This window comes from Pseudomonas sp. DF11 (assembly GCF_058148565.1).
This window is the reverse complement of sequence record NZ_JBYVYN010000007.1, coordinates 266,949-284,764: the sequence shown is the minus strand read 5'-3', so window position 1 is coordinate 284,764 and position 17,816 is coordinate 266,949. Positions and strand designations below refer to the sequence as shown.

At 61.5% G+C, this 17,816-nt stretch carries 18 protein-coding genes; 9 read left to right on the top strand and 9 right to left on the bottom strand.

The features are described 5' to 3' along the window. Positions 1–487 precede the first annotated feature (487 nt). Positions 488–721: a hypothetical protein gene (locus tag AC30D9_RS21355; protein ID WP_134925796.1), complete on the bottom strand. Its 234-nt coding sequence runs from the start codon at positions 719–721 to the stop codon at positions 488–490. A gap of 205 nt (positions 722–926) precedes the next feature. Between AC30D9_RS21355 and AC30D9_RS21350 the strand changes: the two genes are divergently transcribed. Continuing rightward, positions 927–1,511, top strand: coding sequence for a YajG family lipoprotein (locus AC30D9_RS21350; protein WP_003205489.1), 585 nt, complete (start codon positions 927–929; stop codon positions 1,509–1,511). A 133-nt stretch (positions 1,512–1,644) separates the two neighbouring features. Here the strand turns inward: AC30D9_RS21350 and AC30D9_RS21345 are convergent, their stop codons facing one another. Continuing rightward, positions 1,645–1,851, bottom strand: coding sequence for a hypothetical protein (locus tag AC30D9_RS21345; protein ID WP_047735959.1), 207 nt, complete (start codon positions 1,849–1,851; stop codon positions 1,645–1,647). A 341-nt stretch (positions 1,852–2,192) separates the two neighbouring features. Here AC30D9_RS21345 and AC30D9_RS21340 point away from each other — a divergent pair, with 341 nt between their 5' ends. Next, positions 2,193–2,474, top strand: coding sequence for a hypothetical protein (locus AC30D9_RS21340; protein WP_109754892.1), 282 nt, complete (start codon positions 2,193–2,195; stop codon positions 2,472–2,474). A gap of 211 nt (positions 2,475–2,685) precedes the next feature. Here AC30D9_RS21340 and AC30D9_RS21335 read toward each other — a convergent pair whose 3' ends face one another. Further along, positions 2,686–3,852 carry a 1-acyl-sn-glycerol-3-phosphate acyltransferase gene (locus AC30D9_RS21335; protein ID WP_307574598.1) on the bottom strand — a complete coding sequence of 389 codons (1,167 nt, stop codon included), beginning with the start codon at positions 3,850–3,852 and terminating at the stop codon, positions 2,686–2,688. 138 nt (positions 3,853–3,990) lie between these two features. Between AC30D9_RS21335 and AC30D9_RS21330 the strand changes: the two genes are divergently transcribed. From AC30D9_RS21330 to AC30D9_RS21320, 3 genes are read left to right on the top strand one after another with little or no spacing between them, the layout of a single operon-like run. Continuing rightward, positions 3,991–4,173, top strand: coding sequence for a CPXCG motif-containing cysteine-rich protein (locus tag AC30D9_RS21330; RefSeq protein ID WP_134925794.1), 183 nt, complete (start codon positions 3,991–3,993; stop codon positions 4,171–4,173). 11 nt (positions 4,174–4,184) lie between these two features. Continuing rightward, positions 4,185–4,445, top strand: a complete 261-nt coding sequence (locus AC30D9_RS21325) for a putative signal transducing protein (protein WP_072344436.1) — start codon at positions 4,185–4,187, stop codon at positions 4,443–4,445. Positions 4,446–4,480: 35 nt separating this feature from the next. Further along, positions 4,481–5,104: an SOS response-associated peptidase gene (locus tag AC30D9_RS21320; RefSeq protein WP_134925793.1), complete on the top strand. Its 624-nt coding sequence runs from the start codon at positions 4,481–4,483 to the stop codon at positions 5,102–5,104. Positions 5,105–5,434: 330 nt separating this feature from the next. On the opposite strand, the gene AC30D9_RS21315 is transcribed toward AC30D9_RS21320, so the two are convergent. The 3 genes from AC30D9_RS21315 to algW form a co-directional block, all read right to left on the bottom strand. After that, a complete protein-coding gene (locus AC30D9_RS21315; protein WP_490144790.1) occupies positions 5,435–6,154 on the bottom strand; it encodes a DUF4198 domain-containing protein in 720 nt (239 codons plus the stop codon). Between the two features lie 13 nt (positions 6,155–6,167). Further along, positions 6,168–8,273: a TonB-dependent siderophore receptor gene (locus tag AC30D9_RS21310; protein ID WP_490144789.1), complete on the bottom strand. Its 2,106-nt coding sequence runs from the start codon at positions 8,271–8,273 to the stop codon at positions 6,168–6,170. A gap of 300 nt (positions 8,274–8,573) precedes the next feature. Then, positions 8,574–9,734 carry a Do family serine endopeptidase AlgW gene (gene algW / locus AC30D9_RS21305; protein ID WP_134925790.1) on the bottom strand — a complete coding sequence of 387 codons (1,161 nt, stop codon included), beginning with the start codon at positions 9,732–9,734 and terminating at the stop codon, positions 8,574–8,576. A gap of 104 nt (positions 9,735–9,838) precedes the next feature. Here algW and AC30D9_RS21300 point away from each other — a divergent pair, with 104 nt between their 5' ends. The 3 genes from AC30D9_RS21300 (at position 9,839) to cysN (ending at position 13,693) form a co-directional block, all read left to right on the top strand. Beyond that, positions 9,839–10,597 carry a Nif3-like dinuclear metal center hexameric protein gene (locus tag AC30D9_RS21300; protein ID WP_134925789.1) on the top strand — a complete coding sequence of 253 codons (759 nt, stop codon included), beginning with the start codon at positions 9,839–9,841 and terminating at the stop codon, positions 10,595–10,597. A gap of 270 nt (positions 10,598–10,867) precedes the next feature. Next, positions 10,868–11,785: a sulfate adenylyltransferase subunit CysD gene (gene cysD, locus AC30D9_RS21295; protein ID WP_092329398.1), complete on the top strand. Its 918-nt coding sequence runs from the start codon at positions 10,868–10,870 to the stop codon at positions 11,783–11,785. Between the two features lie 9 nt (positions 11,786–11,794). After that, positions 11,795–13,693 carry a sulfate adenylyltransferase subunit CysN gene (cysN, locus tag AC30D9_RS21290; RefSeq protein WP_307574591.1) on the top strand — a complete coding sequence of 633 codons (1,899 nt, stop codon included), beginning with the start codon at positions 11,795–11,797 and terminating at the stop codon, positions 13,691–13,693. Between the two features lie 180 nt (positions 13,694–13,873). On the opposite strand, the gene yihG is transcribed toward cysN, so the two are convergent. From yihG to AC30D9_RS21275, 3 genes are read right to left on the bottom strand one after another with little or no spacing between them, the layout of a single operon-like run. Beyond that, on the bottom strand, positions 13,874–14,782 hold the full coding sequence (yihG, locus tag AC30D9_RS21285; protein WP_490144788.1) for a 1-acylglycerol-3-phosphate O-acyltransferase, YihG family: 909 nt from the start codon (positions 14,780–14,782) through the stop codon (positions 13,874–13,876). Further along, a complete protein-coding gene (gene pta, locus AC30D9_RS21280; RefSeq protein WP_134925786.1) occupies positions 14,783–16,882 on the bottom strand; it encodes a phosphate acetyltransferase in 2,100 nt (699 codons plus the stop codon). Positions 16,883–16,940: 58 nt separating this feature from the next. After that, complete coding sequence (locus AC30D9_RS21275) at positions 16,941–17,279, bottom strand: DUF3565 domain-containing protein (protein ID WP_134925785.1); 339 nt, start codon at positions 17,277–17,279, stop codon at positions 16,941–16,943. Here AC30D9_RS21275 and AC30D9_RS21270 point away from each other — a divergent pair. Continuing rightward, positions 17,248–17,733 (top strand): FKBP-type peptidyl-prolyl cis-trans isomerase, encoded by a 486-nt coding sequence (locus AC30D9_RS21270; RefSeq protein ID WP_003205467.1) that lies wholly within the window; start codon positions 17,248–17,250, stop codon positions 17,731–17,733. The genes AC30D9_RS21275 and AC30D9_RS21270 overlap by 32 nt on opposite strands. Positions 17,734–17,816 lie beyond the last annotated feature (83 nt).

The following is a 17,816-nucleotide window of genomic DNA, read 5'->3' as shown; positions in this document are numbered from 1 at the left end:
AGGCGCCGGTTCTTGAGCGATATCCGGTCCTGTGTCGTTGGGCTGTTTCAGACGCTAATGGTGCTTGTTCAGACGCAAAACTCTTCATTTGCTCGCCACACTCTCGTGAAGTTGTGAAAACCCGTTTTTTCACGCTCTTTTGAAGACGTGAACCTCAAAAAAGGGCTGTCCCAGCCTGGCACCGTGCCCGGTTTGGTTGCCCCCCATGTAGTACATGACAGGCAAAACGGGCAGACAGCTCAGTGACCGAGCGTAATGACAGCTCTGCAGATTCGCGAAAAGTGGGGGATTTGCCTGAAGAACAGCAAGCGCGCCAGCTTCACTCGATCTGTGTGGGCGGCTCTCTGTGGGCGTTGCGGGGTGCCAATACCAGCGCATCAGCGGTGTTGCGAGGCCCGATCAGGAGACGTCCTTATAATCGGGGGGAGATTGTATCGAAGAAACGCAGGGAAATGGTCGTGTTTAATGACTTTTATTAGTCGTCTGGTCAGATGGTCAACAGCTGCCGGTTGCGTGGACGAGCATGAAGCGGTTGCACGCGGGCGCTGGCAGGCAATGGCTGGTGCAACCAGTTGAGACGGATCTCGTCGATTTCCACCCAGCCTTCACCCATGGGTTGCAGGCTGCACTGCTTGAATGCCTGGCAACGGCCATTGCGATCGAGCAGGGCGAAGCTGCGGTGATGTGGGCGCGGGGTGAACAGGGAAATAAGGAAGCGCATGATCGAATACCAGGTCAGGGAGCTTGGGATAAGCCTGACAGCGCGCCATGACATGCCGGTGTAAGGACCGTGACAATGGGGTGACAGGAACCGGCAACCACGGCCCGTGTCAGACATTTCAGTATTCATCGTAAGGCGCTAGTTCACCGCGATGGCGCACCGCTATACTGCCGGCCTGTTTGTGCCCGATTCTGGAGAGAAGAGCATGTTGCAACGCCTGTTGTTCGGTTTGATCGCTGTGACCAGCCTGACCCTCGTCGGCTGCGCCCACAGCCCGCAACAACTTAACCCGGAGCCCAAGCTCAATGCCCAGCTGGCGCCGGTCGGTCGTGGCCAGCCAGTGGTGGTGCGGGTCGTGGATGGTCGTCCGTCGCCGACGCTCGGCACCCGTGGCGGGTTGTATCCGGAAACCAGCGTGATCACGGTGCAGGGCGCGCAGATCCTGCCCAAGCTGCAAGCCCAGGCTGAAGCCGCGGTGCGTTTGCTCGGTTTCACGCCGACCGCCAATGCCTTGAATGCACCGCAACTGACCGTGACCCTGGCCGAGCTCAAGTACCAGTCGCCCAAGGAAGGCATGTACGTGACCGAAGCCACCATCGGCGCGACCTTCCGCTCCGACGTGCAGAACGCCAACCGCCGCTACAGTGGTCGTTACGGTGCCTCCCTGGACCAGCGCTTCGGCATGGCGCCTAACCAGGACACCAATACCAAGCTGGTCAGCGACGTCTTGAGCGATGCCCTGACCCGGCTGTTCAAGGACCCGACCATTGGCCAGGTGCTGGCTGAGTAAGTAATACGTCCCATAACCCCTGTGGGAGCGAGCCTGCTCGCGATAGCGGAGTGTCAGCCACTTTAGTATTGACTGATCCACCGCCATCGCGGGCAAGCCTTGCTCCCACAGGGGTTTTTTATGGGTGATATCCTCAGGCTGCCTGGGAATACAGCTCCAGCACACTGATCCCGGTCAGCAGGTCGGTCTCTGGAAGGTCGGCATGTTGATGGCCGCCGAGGGCGCAATACACCAGCCAATGTCGGTCCTGCACGTTGAAGGACAGGCTGTCGACGAGGTTCTGTTGTTCGTCGCTCGGGCTGATGAGATAGAGGCGATCCTGGTTTTCAGCGTGCAGCATGACGGGTTCCGTGCAGGTTTGAAGGGCGACAGAGTGGCCTAATCAGATGACGAAACCGTGACGCAAAGAATTATGATGGATTGAACCTTTCTCTTGTGGCGAGGGGATTTATCCCCGTTCGAGTGCGCAGCACTCGCAAGCTCTTGGGCGCTGCAGAAATCCTGAGGCCGCTTCGCAGCCCAGCGGGGATAAATCCCCTCGCCACAAAATCACTCGGTCATCACCTCAGGGGATCGTTACTGGTCGGAAAAAACAGTGCAGGGCGGCAGGCTTTCGGTAGAATCCGCGCCCTGTTCGTAGGCCACGGATGTGTCCTGTCCGTTTTTCGCTTGAGGTTCGTGATGTCGTCGCATCTGCTTTCGTTGTTCGCCGCCCACCCCGCCAAACTGATCAACCTGCTGGCGTTGCTGTTTGCCTGCCCGGGCGGCTGGGTGTTGCATGCGACGCGTCGTCGTGAACAACGGGCGCGGGCGTGCCTTGAGGCGCGCAATCGCGAAGGTAATGAACGATTCGAAGCTTTGCTGGACCTGGCCACCCAGCGGATGAACCGGTTTTTCTACCGGTTTGGCTTTGGCTGCCTGGCGCTGGCGTTGCTGGTGTCGTGGATCAGTACGCAGTTCTGATGGCGTAGCCGTTTTGATCTGGGACATGGTGACCTGTGGCGAGGGGATTTATCCCCGTTGGGCTGCGTAGCAGCCCTGATCGGTTTGATGTGATCGACCTGACTCACCGAGCTATCAGGGTTTGGGTCTGCTGCGCAGCCCAACGGGGATAAATCCCCTCGCCACAGCAAGCTCCCTCGCCACAGGGAACCCTTGTCCTCAGACCTATCGCTTAAAGCGCCAACCCCGCCTTGACCCGATACTGATTACGCACCGGCGTCGCATATTGCCGCACCAGGAACGGCCGGTGTTCCGGCGGGCAGGCGTCCAGCCGGCGCTGCCATTCCTGTTCGGCCTTGGCCAGCTCTTCGGCGCCAAACACCTCGGCCGCCGTCGGAACCTGCAACTGCGGGTCAGCGTCGGCCCATTGTGCGTAAGCCAGGTAATGCACCGGGAACAGCCGGTAGCCGCCGAGAATCTGCCGGTCCATCTCCTGAGCCAATTGCTTGGTGTCCTCGTAGAACTCGGTGATCGGCGCGGCGAAGTTCACGTGGACCCGGCCCTTGTAGCCGGTGATGCCCTTGGCGATGCTCACGTCGTCCTCGCCCGGCGCCTTGGTGTAGGTGCCGGTGGTAGCGCGGATGTACAACTCGCGGGCCTTGGCCTGGTCGCACGGGTCGTATTCGTAGCTGATCGACACCGGAGTGAGGTTCAGCGACTGGATCACCTCGCCGAACGGCTCGTCCTTGCGGCTCATGTGGAACATCTTGAGGATCGCCGACTCGGTACGGTCGTCGCCATCCTTGGCCCGCCCTTCGGCCTGGGCGATCCAGATCGAGGCGCAGTCGTTGCGGATCGAATGGTTGATGTACGCCGACAGCAACTGGTACGCCGCCATTTTTTCCCGCCGCCCGGTGATGGAGCGGTGCACGATGAAGCTCTTGTTCAGGCGCATCAGGTCGCTGACAAAGGGCTTTTGCAGCAGGTTGTCGCCAATGGCGATGCGCGGCGTCGGCAGGCCGGCGTGATACACGGCGTAGTTGACGAAGGCCGGGTCCATCACGATATCGCGGTGGTTGGCGATGAACAGGTACGCACTGCCGGACTTGAATTGCTCCACCCCGGTGTAGGTCACGCCATCGGTGGCACGCTCGATGGTGTGGTCGACGTAGAACTCCACCTTGTCCTGCAACGTGGCGACCGATGTCACACCAGCGAACTCACGGCGCAATCTTTGCGCTATAAGAGGTTTGAGCATCCAGCCGAAGGCGCCGGCCAGGCGTGGGAAGCGGAAGTGGGTGAGGATATCTAGAAACGCCTTGTCGCCGAGCAGCCGGGCCAGCACCGCTGGGACTTCACTGTCGTCGTAAGGTCGGATGGCATCGAATTCGCCCATCATGCTCTCTTGTTGGAAACGGCTAGGGTAAGTAAAGGTTCGATCAAAAAACGACGGGGCACGGCCTGGAAGATAAGCCAGACAAAAATAGCCCTGCAAATAGACCGGCGATTATACGCACAAGTCACCTGGGAGACCGCGATGCTGGAAACCGAACACTACGAATGTCCTTATTGCGGCGAACCAGCGGAAGCGGTTCTGGATTTGTCCGGCGGCGACCAGACCTATATCGAGGACTGTCCGGTGTGCTGCCGCCCGATCAGCTTCGTGCTGCAAACCGATGGTCACGAATGGATGCTTGAGGTCCACAGCGAAAACGAGTGATGGGGGCGTCCATGCGACGAATCTACGAGCTGGAAAACCTGATGGAAGGCGAGTTGTTGCAAGGGATGCTTGCCAGCGAAGGCATCACGGCGCATCTGGTGGGGCGCGATCTGCTGGGTGGTGCGGGGGAGTTGCCCATGCAGGGCCTGCTGGGGCTGGCGGTGGAGGACGACCAGGCGCAATACGCCCGGGAGTTGATCGCCGCGTACAATGCCGCGCTGCCGTTGCCCGGCGATGAACCGGACAGTTACCCCGGCACGCTGGTCTGCTAGGCTGGCGGCCGTTTGATCAAGAGTCGTGTTGCCCCATGTGTGGACGTTATGCCCTGTTTCGCTGGAACCCCTCCTTCGCGGCCCTGCCCGGTTTTCCCGCCGATCAGAAGGCCCAATGGAATATTTCGCCCAACGATTCGGTGCTGATGCTGCGGGCCGGCGCCGCTGGCCAGCGCGAACTGGCCCGGGCGCGCTGGGGCTTGACGCCACCGTGGCTGACCGACCTGTCCCGCACCCCGGCCCATGCCCGGGCCGAAACCGTGGCCGAGCAGCCGATGTTCCGTGAGGCCTTGCGCCTGCGCCGCTGCCTGCTGCCGGCCAATGGTTTCTATGAGTGGCGCGGCGGCACGCGCAAGCGCCCGTACTGGTTGACGCCGGGGGAGGGTTCGTCGTTGTTTTTTGCCGCGATCTGGGAGGCGTATCCGGTGCAGGAGCAGGTGTGGCTGAGCACGGCGGTCATCACCCAGCCAGCGGCGGGCCAGCGCCGGCCATTGATCCTGGACGAAGAAGGCCAGCGCCTGTGGCTCGATCCCGAGACCCCGCTGCATGCCTTGCAAGGGCTGCTGGCCAGCGAACCGGCACCACTGCGCGAGCGAGTGCTGGCCAACATGGTCAATGATCCGAAACTCAACGGGCCGGAGTGCTTGACGCCGGCTTGAGTTTTGCGGTGATTGTACTGGCCTCATCGCGAGCAAGCCCGCTCCCACACTAGGCTGCGGGTGTTCACAAGCGTGCGGTCCCCGCCAATCCCCTGTGGGAGCGGGCTTGCTCGCGAAAGGGGCGTGACATCCAACATTCATGCAAGCTGACCCACCGCCTTCGCGAGCAAGCCCGCTCCCACACTAGGCTGCGGGTGTTCACAAGCGTGCGGTCCCCGCCAATCCCCTGTGGGAGCGGGCTTGCTCGCGAAAGGGGCGTGACATCCAACATTCATGCAAGCTGACTCACCGCCTTCGCGAGCAAGCCCGCTCCCACAATAGATTCGGGGGTTACTCGTGATGCGGTTCACCGAGGAAAGTCAACGAGGTGAATACACCACGCGTGGCCACGTCCTTGTCGTCCTTGAGCGCAATTTCCATCTGCGCCGCGACCACGTTCAAGCCTTCGTTGCGCACCAGCACCTTGGCCCGGCCTTCTGCGTCGGTTTCCGTCGATACGGTGTTTGGCGCGCTGCGGTAGTCGCCCACCAGTTTCACCCCGGCCGCCGGTTTGCCATCCAGCAGCACCCGTACCGGCAATGACTGGCCCGGCCCGACGGTCAGCGGGTCGACTTCCGGCAGGATCACGAACTTGATCGGTGCAAGCGCCGGCAGTTTCGCCCCCGGTTCATAGATCGCCAGGCTGTATTTGAACGTGTGGGTCGATTCAATCGCTCCGGGCACTTTGCTGCGGCCTTCGTTGATCCACTTCTTGTCGGCGGTCTGCGACCACATGCCGTTGTCCAGCGCCACCGCCAGCACGGCCGGCGGCTTGAGCGGTTGCAGCCGGGCGTGGTCCGGCAGGCGCTCCACGGTGACGGGGATCATCTTGCCGCCCAGGTCATAGGCCCAGGCGCCACTGACTTTCTGCGCCTTGAAGGCATTGTCTTCGGCACCGTGGCCGTAGATCACTTCGATGTTGCCGCGCCGCTGTTCGGTCCACAGGCCATGGGCCGAGGCCTGTGTGGCCAGGAGCAGGCCGAGCAGGGCGAAGGTCTTGGGGTGTTTCATGTCGATTTTCCTTTTATAGCGCAAGGGTGAGACTGACAGTGAAGTTGCGCGGCTCGCCGGGGGTGACCCAGTAGTTGCTGTAGGAGCGTTCGTAGTACTTTTCGTCGAAGACGTTGTTCAGGTTCAGGCCCACGGTGACGTCATCGCTGGCCTTGTAATGGGCCAGCAGATCCACCGTGTGGTAGGCCGGCAGTTCGAAATCCTTGCCGGCTTCGCCCGAGCGGTCCCCGACATAAGTGAACGCCGCGCCGATATCCGAACCACGCAGGTGCCCATCCTGGAATTCGTAGACCCCCAGCAGGCTGCCGCTGTGTTTGGCGACGCCGAGGATCCGGCTGCCGGTGGGAATCTGCTGGTCGCCCTTGGTCACTTCGGCATCGATGTAGGCGAAGGCGCCGATCAGCCGTACGGCATCGGTCACTTGCCCTGTGAGTTGCAGGTCGATGCCTTGGCTGCGGGCCTTGCCCACGGCTCGGCTGAAGTCGGTCCCGGCGACCGGGCTCAGGACGTTTTCCTTCTCTATATGGAACGCCGCCAGGGTGGTGCTCAGGCGGTCGTCGAACAGTTCGCTCTTGATCCCCACTTCATAGCCGACACCTTCCTCGGGGTTGAAGGATTTGCCGTCGGCATCCAGGCCGTTATTGGGCTTGAATGAAGTGGAGACGTTGGCGAACAGACCCACCTGGGGTGTCAGTTGATACAGCAGACCGGCTCGTTGTGTCAGGGCGTCGTGGCGTTGGCGGCTGGTGCGATCGCGGGTGTGGTCGTCGATGCTCTGCTCGAAATGCTCGTAGCGCACGCCGAGCAGGCCCCTCAGTTTGTCGGTGAAGACGATCTGGTCCTGCAGGTTCAGCGCGCGGCTTTGCACATGTTCGAAGAAGTCTGTGCCGGTACGAGCACCATTGGGTTTCGGCTGGCCGTAGATCGGCTGGTAGATGTCGATGGGGTAGGCGCTGCCGCCAATGGTGGTCACGCGCTCGTTCTTGCGGTAGTCCTCGTATTCGCTGCCGATCAGCAGTTCGTGCTGCCAGGGGCCGAGGTCGAACAGGCCACGCAATTCCAGTTGGGTGATGCTGTCGTGCCAATTGTTGTCACGCTCGCGATAGCGGCGGTTCACCGTGTGGCTGTCGGCGTTCAGTGGGCGTGCTTCGGAGGCGAAACCCCAGAGTTCACCCTGTTTGTAATGGCTGGCCAGGCGCAGTTGCCAGGTGTCGTTGAGCTGATGTTCGAGGGCGGCCTGGAGCATGTTGTTGTGATTGTCGATATCGCCATCGTTGGGTTCGCCCAAAAAGGTCGAGCGGGAAACGCCGCTCCAGCGATTGTTCGGGGCGACGATGCCACGGTCGAACGTCGAGCTGTGGCGCACGATTTCGCTTTCCACCAGTAACCGCGTGTCGGGGTTCAACTGCCAACTGATGGAAGGGGCGACGAAGACGCGCTTGCTGTCGACGTGATCGCGAAAGCTGTGATTGTCCTCGACCGCCAGGTTGACTCTTGAAAGCAGGTTGCCTTCGGTGTCCAGCGGCGTGTTGACGTCCAGCGCGGTGCGGTAGCGATCCCAACTGCCGGCGCTGGTTTGCAGGGTGGTGAAGGCTTCGGGCTGGGGTTTCTTGGTGACGATGTTTACCGTGCCACCCGGGTCGCCTCGCCCATACAGGCTGGCGGCGGGGCCCTTGAGCACTTCGATGCGTTCGATGTTGGCCGCGTCCGGGGTGCTTGGATAACCGCGGTTGGCGCTGAAACCATCCTTGTAGAACTCCGACGTCGTGAAGCCGCGCACGCTGTATTCGTAGAGCGTCAGGCCGCCGAAATTGTTTTGTTTCGATACACCGCCGGCGTATTCCAGCGCCCGTTCAACGTTGGTGCTGCCCAGGTCCTTGAGCACGCTGGCGGGAATTACGCTGATCGATTGCGGGATGTCGCGCAGGGCCGTGTCGGTTTTGGTGGCACTGGCCGAGCGCGTGGCTCGATAGCCGGTGACTGGCCCGGTGGCGGATTCGTAGTCGGACGTCACGTTGATGGCGTCCAGTTCCAGGGGCTGAATTTCTTCGGCGTAGGCTGGATCGCCCAGCAGACCCAAAGCCAGGCCGGCGAGGGAAATCCGTTTCAGAGATGACATGTTATGTTGTTCCAATTTCTATAATTGAAACAATATAACACTACTAATGAGAATTCATGCTATCTGTATTTTCAAGGGATATACGGATGGATTGTCAGGGGGATCACTCTGGAGGGGCGGGTAGGATTTTTTTGTGGCGAGGGGATTTATCCCCGTCGGGCTGCGAAGCAGCCCCCAAACCCTTCACCTCGGAGTGCCAGGTTGATTGCCTCAAACCTTTTAGGGCTGCTTCGCAGCCCAGCGGGGATAAATCCCCTCGCCACAGGGATTTGTTTGACCACTCAGGAAGCGCTGCGCGGCTTATTGCTCTTCCTTGACCGCCACCGGTGCCGGCGGTGGGCGCAGGCCGATTTCGGCGGTGAGCTTGAGCTCCTTGCCGTTGCGCATGACCTGGATGGTCACCTTGTCGGTGGGCTTGATCCGCGCTACCTGGTTCATCGAGCGGCGGCCATCGCCGGCCGGTTCGCCGTCGATGCTCAGGATCACATCGCCCAACTGCAGGCCGGCCTTCTGCGCCGGGCCATCGCGGAAAATCCCCGCCACCACGATGCCGGGCCGCCCGGACAAACCGAAGGACTCCGCCAGTTCCTGGGTCAGCGGCTGGACTTCAATCCCCAGCCAGCCGCGAATCACCTGGCCGTGTTCGATGATCGACTTCATCACCTCCATCGCCAGCTTCACCGGAATGGCGAAACCGATGCCTTGGCTGCCGCCGGACTTGGAGAAGATCGCCGTGTTGATCCCGGTAAGGTTGCCGTTGGCATCCACCAGCGCGCCGCCGGAGTTGCCGGGGTTGATCGCGGCGTCGGTCTGGATGAAATCCTCGTAGTTGTTCAGGCCCAACTGGTTGCGCCCGGTGGCGCTGATGATACCCATGGTCACGGTCTGGCCAACGCCGAACGGGTTGCCGATGGCCAGGGCGACGTCACCGATGCGGATGCTGTCGGAGCGGCCGATGGTGATGGCCGGCAGGTTCTTGAGGTCGATCTTCAGCACCGCGAGGTCGGTTTCCGGGTCGCTGCCGATCACCCGGGCCAGGGTTTCACGGCCGTCCTTGAGGGCTACCACGATCTGGTCGGCGCCGCTGGTGACGTGGTTGTTGGTCAAGATATAACCTTCCGGGCTCATGATCACGCCCGACCCCAGGCTCGACTCCATGCGCTTCTGCTTGGGCGAGTTGTCACCGAAGAAGCGCCGGAATTGCGGGTCTTCGAACAGCGGATGGCTGGGTTTGTTGATGACCTTGGTGGTGTACAGGTTCACCACGGCCGGCGCGGCGGTGGTCACGGCATCGGCGTAGGACACCGGCCCCTGTTGCACCGCCTTGCTTTGCGGCGCCTGCTGCAAGTTGACGTCGAGGCTCGGCAGGCCAACCCATTCCGGGTAGCGCTGGATAATCAGTAGAGCGACAAGCACGCCGGCCAACAGCGGCCAGCCGGAAAAACGCAGCGCCTTGAGCATTAAGCACGTCCTACAAAGGTTGCAGGCGGTATGAGACCGCCCATAATGTCGCGCATTATACGAGGCCGCGCGCGCCTCTGAACGGGATATTTAGGAGTCTTTTCATGGCCGTAGCCCTGAGCACCCTGGTCGAAGAAGCGGACCGTTACCTGGCGAGCAGCCGGATTGCCGATTACTGCCCCAATGGCCTGCAGGTCGAAGGCGCGCCCCAGGTAATGCGCATTGTCAGCGGCGTCACCGCCAGCCAGGCCTTGCTCGACGCTGCCGTCGAGGCCGAGGCCGACCTGGTGCTGGTGCATCACGGTTATTTCTGGAAGGGCGAGAACCCCTGTGTCACCGGCATGAAACAGCGTCGCCTGAAAACGCTGCTCAAGCATGACATCAGCCTGTTGGCTTACCACTTGCCTTTGGACCTGCACCCCGAGGTGGGCAATAACGTGCAACTGGCCCGTCAGTTGGACATCACCGTCGAGGGGCCGCTGGATCCGGACAACCCCAAGATTGTCGGCCTGGTCGGTTCCCTGTCCGAACCGATGACGGCGCGGGATTTTGCGCGCAAGGTCCAGGAAACCATGGGCCGCGAGCCCTTGCTGATCGAAGGCGAGCAGATGATCCGCCGAGTCGGCTGGTGCACCGGCGGCGGCCAGGGTTATATCGACCAGGCCGTGCAGGCCGGCGTCGACCTTTATCTCAGCGGCGAGGCGTCGGAGCAGACCTTCCACAGCGCGCGGGAAAACGGCATCAGCTTTATCGCCGCCGGGCACCATGCGACGGAGCGCTATGGCGTGCAGGCGTTGGGTGATTACCTGGCGCGACGCTTTGCCCTGGAACATATCTTCATCGATTGCCCGAATCCCATCTGACTAACGCTGAACTGAATGTGGAAGCGGGCCTGTGGGAGCAAAGCTTGCTCGCGATAGCGGCGTTGCATGTGCCGACGTCATCGCGAGCAAGCTTTGCTCCCACAGAGTTCACTGGCTCCCCCAGAACTCACCGCAATGCCCGAACCGCCAGGCATATCCATATGCTGTTTCGATCTAGCTGGCGCCCTGATTAGAAGAGGTCGCTGTGCTAGGATTCCCCGCTCGAACACGGCCCGCTGGCCGTTCATAAGAAAGTTTTCGTGAGTAGCCATGGTCGACAAACTGACGCATCTGAAACAGCTGGAGGCGGAAAGCATCCACATCATCCGCGAGGTGGCCGCCGAGTTCGATAACCCGGTGATGCTGTACTCCATCGGTAAAGACTCCGCCGTGATGCTGCACCTGGCACGCAAGGCGTTCTTCCCCGGTAAGCTGCCGTTTCCGGTGATGCACGTCGACACTCGCTGGAAATTCCAGGAAATGTACAAGTTCCGCGACCGCATGGTCGAGGAACTGGGCCTGGACCTCATCACCCACGTGAACCCGGATGGCGTGGCCCAGGGCATCAACCCGTTCACCCACGGCAGCGCCAAGCACACCGATATCATGAAGACCGAAGGCCTCAAGCAGGCCTTGGACAAATATGGTTTCGACGCCGCGTTCGGCGGTGCCCGTCGCGATGAAGAAAAGTCCCGCGCCAAGGAGCGCGTGTACTCGTTCCGCGACAGCAAGCACCGCTGGGATCCGAAGAACCAGCGCCCGGAGCTGTGGAACGTCTACAACGGCAAGGTCAACAAGGGCGAGTCGATCCGCGTGTTCCCGCTGTCGAACTGGACCGAGCTGGACATCTGGCAGTACATCTACCTCGAAGGCATCCCGATCGTGCCGCTGTACTTCGCCGCCGAGCGTGAAGTGATCGAGAAGAACGGCACGCTGATCATGATCGACGACGAGCGCATCCTCGAGCACCTGTCCGACGAAGAAAAAGCTCGCATCGTCAAAAAGAAAGTGCGTTTCCGTACCCTTGGCTGCTACCCGTTGACGGGCGCGGTGGAGTCCGAGGCCGAAAGCCTGACGGACATCATTCAGGAAATGCTCCTGACGCGAACTTCCGAGCGCCAGGGCCGGGTCATCGACCACGATGGCGCAGGCTCGATGGAAGATAAGAAACGTCAGGGTTATTTCTAAGGGGTTGTCATGTCGCACCAATCTGATTTGATCAGCGAGGACATCCTCGCCTACCTGGGCCAGCACGAGCGCAAAGAGCTGCTGCGTTTCCTGACCTGCGGTAACGTCGACGACGGCAAGAGCACCCTGATCGGGCGCCTGCTGCACGACTCCAAGATGATCTACGAAGATCACCTGGAAGCTATCACCCGCGATTCGAAGAAAGTCGGCACCACCGGTGACGACATCGACCTGGCGCTGCTGGTGGACGGCCTGCAGGCCGAGCGCGAGCAAGGCATCACCATCGACGTTGCGTACCGCTACTTCTCCACCGCCAAGCGCAAATTCATCATCGCCGATACGCCCGGCCATGAGCAGTACACCCGCAACATGGCCACCGGTGCGTCCACCTGTGACCTGGCGATCATCCTGGTGGACGCCCGCTACGGCGTGCAGACCCAGACCCGTCGCCACAGCTTCATTGCTTCGTTGCTGGGCATCAAGCACATCGTCGTGGCCATCAACAAGATGGACCTCAAGGACTTCGACCAGGGCGTGTTCGAGTCGATCAAGGCCGACTACCTGAAGTTCGCCGAAGGCTTGAAGATGAAGCCCACCAGCATGCACTTCGTGCCGATGTCTGCCCTCAAGGGCGACAACGTGGTGAACAAGTCCGAGCGCTCGCCGTGGTACACCGGCCAGTCGCTGATGGAAATCCTCGAGACCGTGGAAGTGGCGGGCGACCGTAACTTCACCGACCTGCGCTTCCCGGTGCAGTACGTCAACCGTCCGAACCTGAACTTCCGCGGCTTCGCCGGCACCCTCGCCAGCGGCATCGTGCACAAGGGCGATGAAGTGGTGGTGTTGCCGTCGGGCAAGAGCAGCCGCGTGAAATCCATCGTCACCTTCGAAGGTGAGCTGGAGCACGCCGGTCCTGGCCAGGCGGTCACGCTGACCATGGAAGACGAGATCGACATCTCCCGTGGCGACCTGCTGGTGCATGCCGACAACGTGCCGCCGGTCACCGACAGCTTCGAAGCGATGCTGGTGTGGATGGCCGAAGAGCCGATGCTGCCGGGCAAGAAATACGACATCAAGCGCGCCACCAGCTACGTGCCGGGCTCGATTGCCAGCATCGTCAACAAGGTCGACGTGAACACCCTGGAAGAGGGCCCGGCCAGCGCGTTGCAGCTCAACGAAATCGGTAAGGTGAAGATCGCCCTCGATGCACCGATTGCCCTGGACGGTTACGAGAGCAACCGCACCACCGGCGCGTTCATCATCATCGATCGCCTGACCAACGGTACGGTCGGCGCCGGCATGATCGTCGCCCAGCCGCTGGCCCATGGCAGCAGCACGCACCACGGCAAACTGGCTCATGTGTCGGTGGAAGAACGCGCCCAGCGCTTCGGCCAGCAACCGGCCACGGTGCTGTTCAGTGGCCTGTCGGGCGCGGGTAAAAGCACGCTGGCCTATGCAGTGGAACGCAAGTTGTTCGACATGGGCCGTGCGGTCTTCGTCCTCGATGGTCAGAACCTGCGTCACGACCTGAACAAGGGCCTGCCACAGGACCGTGCCGGACGTACCGAGAATTGGCGTCGTGCGGCCCACGTTGCCCGTCAGTTCAACGAAGCCGGCTTGCTGACCCTCGCCGCGTTCGTCGCGCCGAATGCCGAAGGGCGTGAGCAGGCCAAGGACCTGATCGGCCGGGAGCGCCTGCTGACAGTCTATGTCCAGGCCTCGCCAGCGGTCTGCGCCCAGCGTGATCCGCAAGGGTTGTACGCCGCTGCTGGCGATAACATCCCGGGCGAATCCTTCCCGTACGACGTGCCGCTGGATGCCGACCTGGTGATCGACACCCAGTCGCTGACGCTGGAAGAAAGCGTCAAGCAAGTGCTGGATCTGCTGCGCAAGCGTGGGGCGATCTAACCAACGCGGCAGTCAATAAAAAGCCCGCAGGTGAGCATTCATCTGCGGGCTTTTTCATTTATCTGGACTTCAACGCGGTCAACTGTGGGAGCGGGCTTGCTCGCGAAGGCGGTGTATCAGCTAACAAATATGCTGTCTGACACTCCGCCTTCGCGAGCAAGCCCGCTCCCACAAGGGAAGTTAGTGGCGGTTCGGATACTCGCGATGCATCTGCGCAAGCAGCGCATCCTTGTCCTGCCACAACTGGTTGATCCAGCCCTGGAACTCCAGGCGATACACCCCGTCCTGATCGTAGTTCTTGCCAATGAACTGCGGCGGGATCTTCAGCTCCTGGAAATGCACCACCACCTCTCCCACGTTGCCGCAGAGCAAATCCCAATACCCCGGACGACCGCCCGGATAATGGATCGTCACGTTGATGATCGACTCCAGTTGCTCACCCATGGCATCGAGTACAAACGCGATGCCGCCGGCCTTGGGCTTGAGCAGGTAGCGAAACGGCGACTGTTGCTGGGCATGTTTGCCTTCGGTGAAGCGCGTGCCTTCGACGAAGTTGAAGATGCCCACCGGGTTGTCGCGAAACTTCGCGCAGGTCTTGCGGGTGGTTTCCAGGTCCTTGCCTTTCTTTTCCGGATGCTTTTCCAGGTACGCCTTGGAGTAGCGCTTCATGAACGGGAACCCCAGCGCCCACCAGGCCAGGCCGATCACCGGCACCCAGATCAGCTCCTGCTTGAGGAAAAACTTCAATGGCCGGATGCGCCGGTTCAGCACGTACTGCAACACCATGATGTCGACCCAGCTCTGGTGGTTGCTGGTGACCAGGTACGAGTGCTGGTAGTCCAGGCCCTCCAGGCCGCTGAGGTGCCAGCGGGTGCGGCGCAGCAGGTTCATCCAGGCCTTGTTGTTGCTGATCCAGGTTTCGTGGATATGGCCCATCAGCCAGTCGGTGCAGCGCTGGGCGGCGGGGAAGGGCAGCAACAATTTGAAAATCGCCACGATGAACAGCGGCGTGCAGCAGGCGATGGTGTTCAGCGCCAACAGCAGCGAGGCAATCACGCCCCGCAGTGGGACAGGCAGAAAATCCAGCATTTAGATATCCAGGGGGCGGTTGGCGGCTTGGATCGCAGTCAGGGCGATGGTGTACACGATGTCGTCGACCTGGGCGCCACGCGGCAAGTCGTTCACCGGTTTGCGCAGGCCTTGCAGCATCGGCCCGAGGCTGACGCAATCGGCGCTGCGTTGCACGGCCTTGTGGGTGGTGTTGCCGGTGTTCAGGTCCGGGAAGATGAATACCGTTGCGCGACCGGCCACCTGGCTGTTGGGCGCCAGTTGCCGCGCCACGGTTTCGTTGGCGGCGGCGTCGTATTGCAGCGGGCCGTCGATCAGCAAGCCGCGTTGCGCCTCGTGGGCCAGCAGGGTGGCTTCGCGGACTTTCTCCACTTCCTCGCCACTGGCCGACTCGCCGCTGGAATAGCTGAGCATCGCCACCCGTGGGGTGATGCCGAACGCCGCGGCCGAGTCGGCGCTTTGCAGGGCGATCTCCGCCAGCTCTGTCGCGCTGGGGTGCGGGTTCATCACACAGTCGCCATACACCAGCACTTCTTCGGGAAACAGCATGAAAAACACCGAGGACACCAGGGAGCAACCCGGCGCGGTCTTGATCAGTTGCAGGGCCGGACGGATGGTGTTGGCGGTAGAGTGGATGACCCCGGACACCAGGCCGTCCACTTCATCCAGGGCCAGCATCATGGTGCCGATGACCACGGTGTCTTCCAGTTGCTGCTCGGCCATCGGTGCGTTCAGGCTTTTGCTCTTGCGCAGGCGCACCATGGGTTCGACATAACGCTCGCGAATCGAATCGGGGTCGAGAATCTCCAGCCCCGGCGGCAACTCGATGCCTTGGGCGCGGGCCACCGCCTCGACGTCGGCCGGTTTGGCCAGCAACACGCAGCGGGCAATGCCCCGGGCCTGGCAAATGGCGGCGGCCTGGACGGTCAGCGGTTCACTGCCTTCGGGCAGCACGATGCGCTTGTTGGCAGCCTGGGCGCGCTGGATCAATTGGTAGCGGAAGACCGCCGGCGACAAGCGCATTTCCCGTGGCGTGCCACAGCGCTGGTGCAGCCAGTTGGCATCCAGGTGGCTGGCGACAAAATCGGTGATGATCTCCGCGCGTTCGCGGTCATCGATGGGGATTTCCTTGTTCAGTCCGTTGAGCAGGTTGGCGGTGTCATAGGAGCCGGTGCTCACCGACAGCACCGGCAACCCGGCCTGCAAGGCGCCTCGGCACAGGTCCATGATGCGCGGGTCGGGCAGGGTATCGCTGGTCAGCAGCAGGCCGGCCAGCGGCACGCCATTGATTGCGGCCAGGCTCACCGCGAGGATGATGTCGTCGCGATCGCCAGGGGTCACCACCAGCACGCCTGGCTTGAGCAGCTCCACGGTGTTGCGCATGGTGCGCGCGCAAATGATGATATTGCTCATGCGCCGGGTTTCGTAATCCCCGGCGTTGAGCACCTGCGCGCCCATCAGGTCGGCCACGTCGCGGGTGCGCGGGGCGTTGAGTTCGGGGCGGAAGGGGATGCAACCGAGCAGGCGGAAATCACCGCTGCGTAACAGCGGCGAGTGCTCCTTGAGGCGTGCGGAAAACGCCTCCATGCTTTCCTCGGTGCGGACCTTGTTCAGGATCACCCCGAGGACTTTCGGATCTTTCGGCCCACCGAACAGTTGCGCCTGTAATTCCACCCGGCCGGACAGCTCGGCCAGCACTTCGTTTTCTGGCGCCGACACCAGGATGACTTCGGCGTCCAGGCTCTTGGCCAGGTGCAGGTTGACCCGGGCGGCGTAGCTGGCGCTGCGGGTCGGGACCATGCCTTCGACCACCAGCACGTCCTTGCCGATGGCGGCCTGTTGGTAAAGGGTGATGATTTCTTCCAGCAACTCATCGAGCTGGCCGTCGCCGAGCATGCGCTCGACATGCGCCAGGCCCAGCGGCTGTGGCGGCTTGAGGCCGTGGGTACGGGCCACCAGTTCAGTGGAGCGCTCCGGCCCGGTATCGCCGGGGTGGGGTTGGGCGATGGGTTTGAAAAAGCCGACTTTCAGCCCGGCCCGTTCGAGGGTACGCACCAGCCCGAGGCTGATGGAGGTCAGACCCACACCAAAATCGGTGGGCGCGATAAAAAAAGTTTGCATGCGGATTCTCTAAAGGTGCATGGCAAGGGCGAGGCTATAACTGCCGTCTACCGTCAATTCAGTCGCCAAGGTTATCGCTAACCGGGCTCTGCGCGCACCAGCCGCAATCAAAGGGCTGGCCTATTTTTTCAATGCGTTGCGCCGGATCCAGCACCCAGGCCCGGGACTGCCACGGAGGCTGGTGACGCAGATGCTGGGTGTGGCCGCAGGACAGCTCGGCCACCCAGTGCCCGTCCTCGTCCTGATGCAAACCCGTGACCGTCGGTCTGTTCGAGCAAGCCCGTTTGTCCGGGTTCCGTTCGCTTTCGGGCAAATCCTTGTTTAGACTTGTCCGTTCTTCATTCTTATGCAAAAGGTCTCGCCCCATGCTGATCGCCGCCAATAAGGCTGTCTCCATCGACTATACCCTGACCAACGACGCTGGTGAGGTCATCGACAGCTCTGCCGGCGGCGCTCCGCTGGTCTACCTGCATGGCGCAGGCAACATCATCCAGGGTCTGGAAAAAGCCCTGGAAGGTAAAACGGTCGGTGACGACCTGAACGTTACCGTCGAACCGGAAGACGCCTATGGCGAGTACTCCGCCGAACTGGTCAGCACCCTGAGCCGCAGCATGTTCGAAGGCGTGGATGAGCTGGAAGTGGGCATGCAGTTCCACGCCTCGGCGCCCGATGGCCAGATGCAGATCGTCACCATCCGCGACCTGGAAGGCGATGACGTCACCGTTGACGGCAACCACCCGTTGGCCGGCCAGCGCTTGAACTTCAAAGTCAAGATCGTCGACATCCGCGACGCCAGCCAGGAAGAAATCGCTCATGGTCACGTCCATGGCGAAGGTGGCCATCACCACTGATTTCTGCGCTACGCTCAAGTAACTGGAGAGGCGCCATACGGCGCCTTTTTAGTCGGTTGCTGTTAGCATCGTCCGTGGCTGTT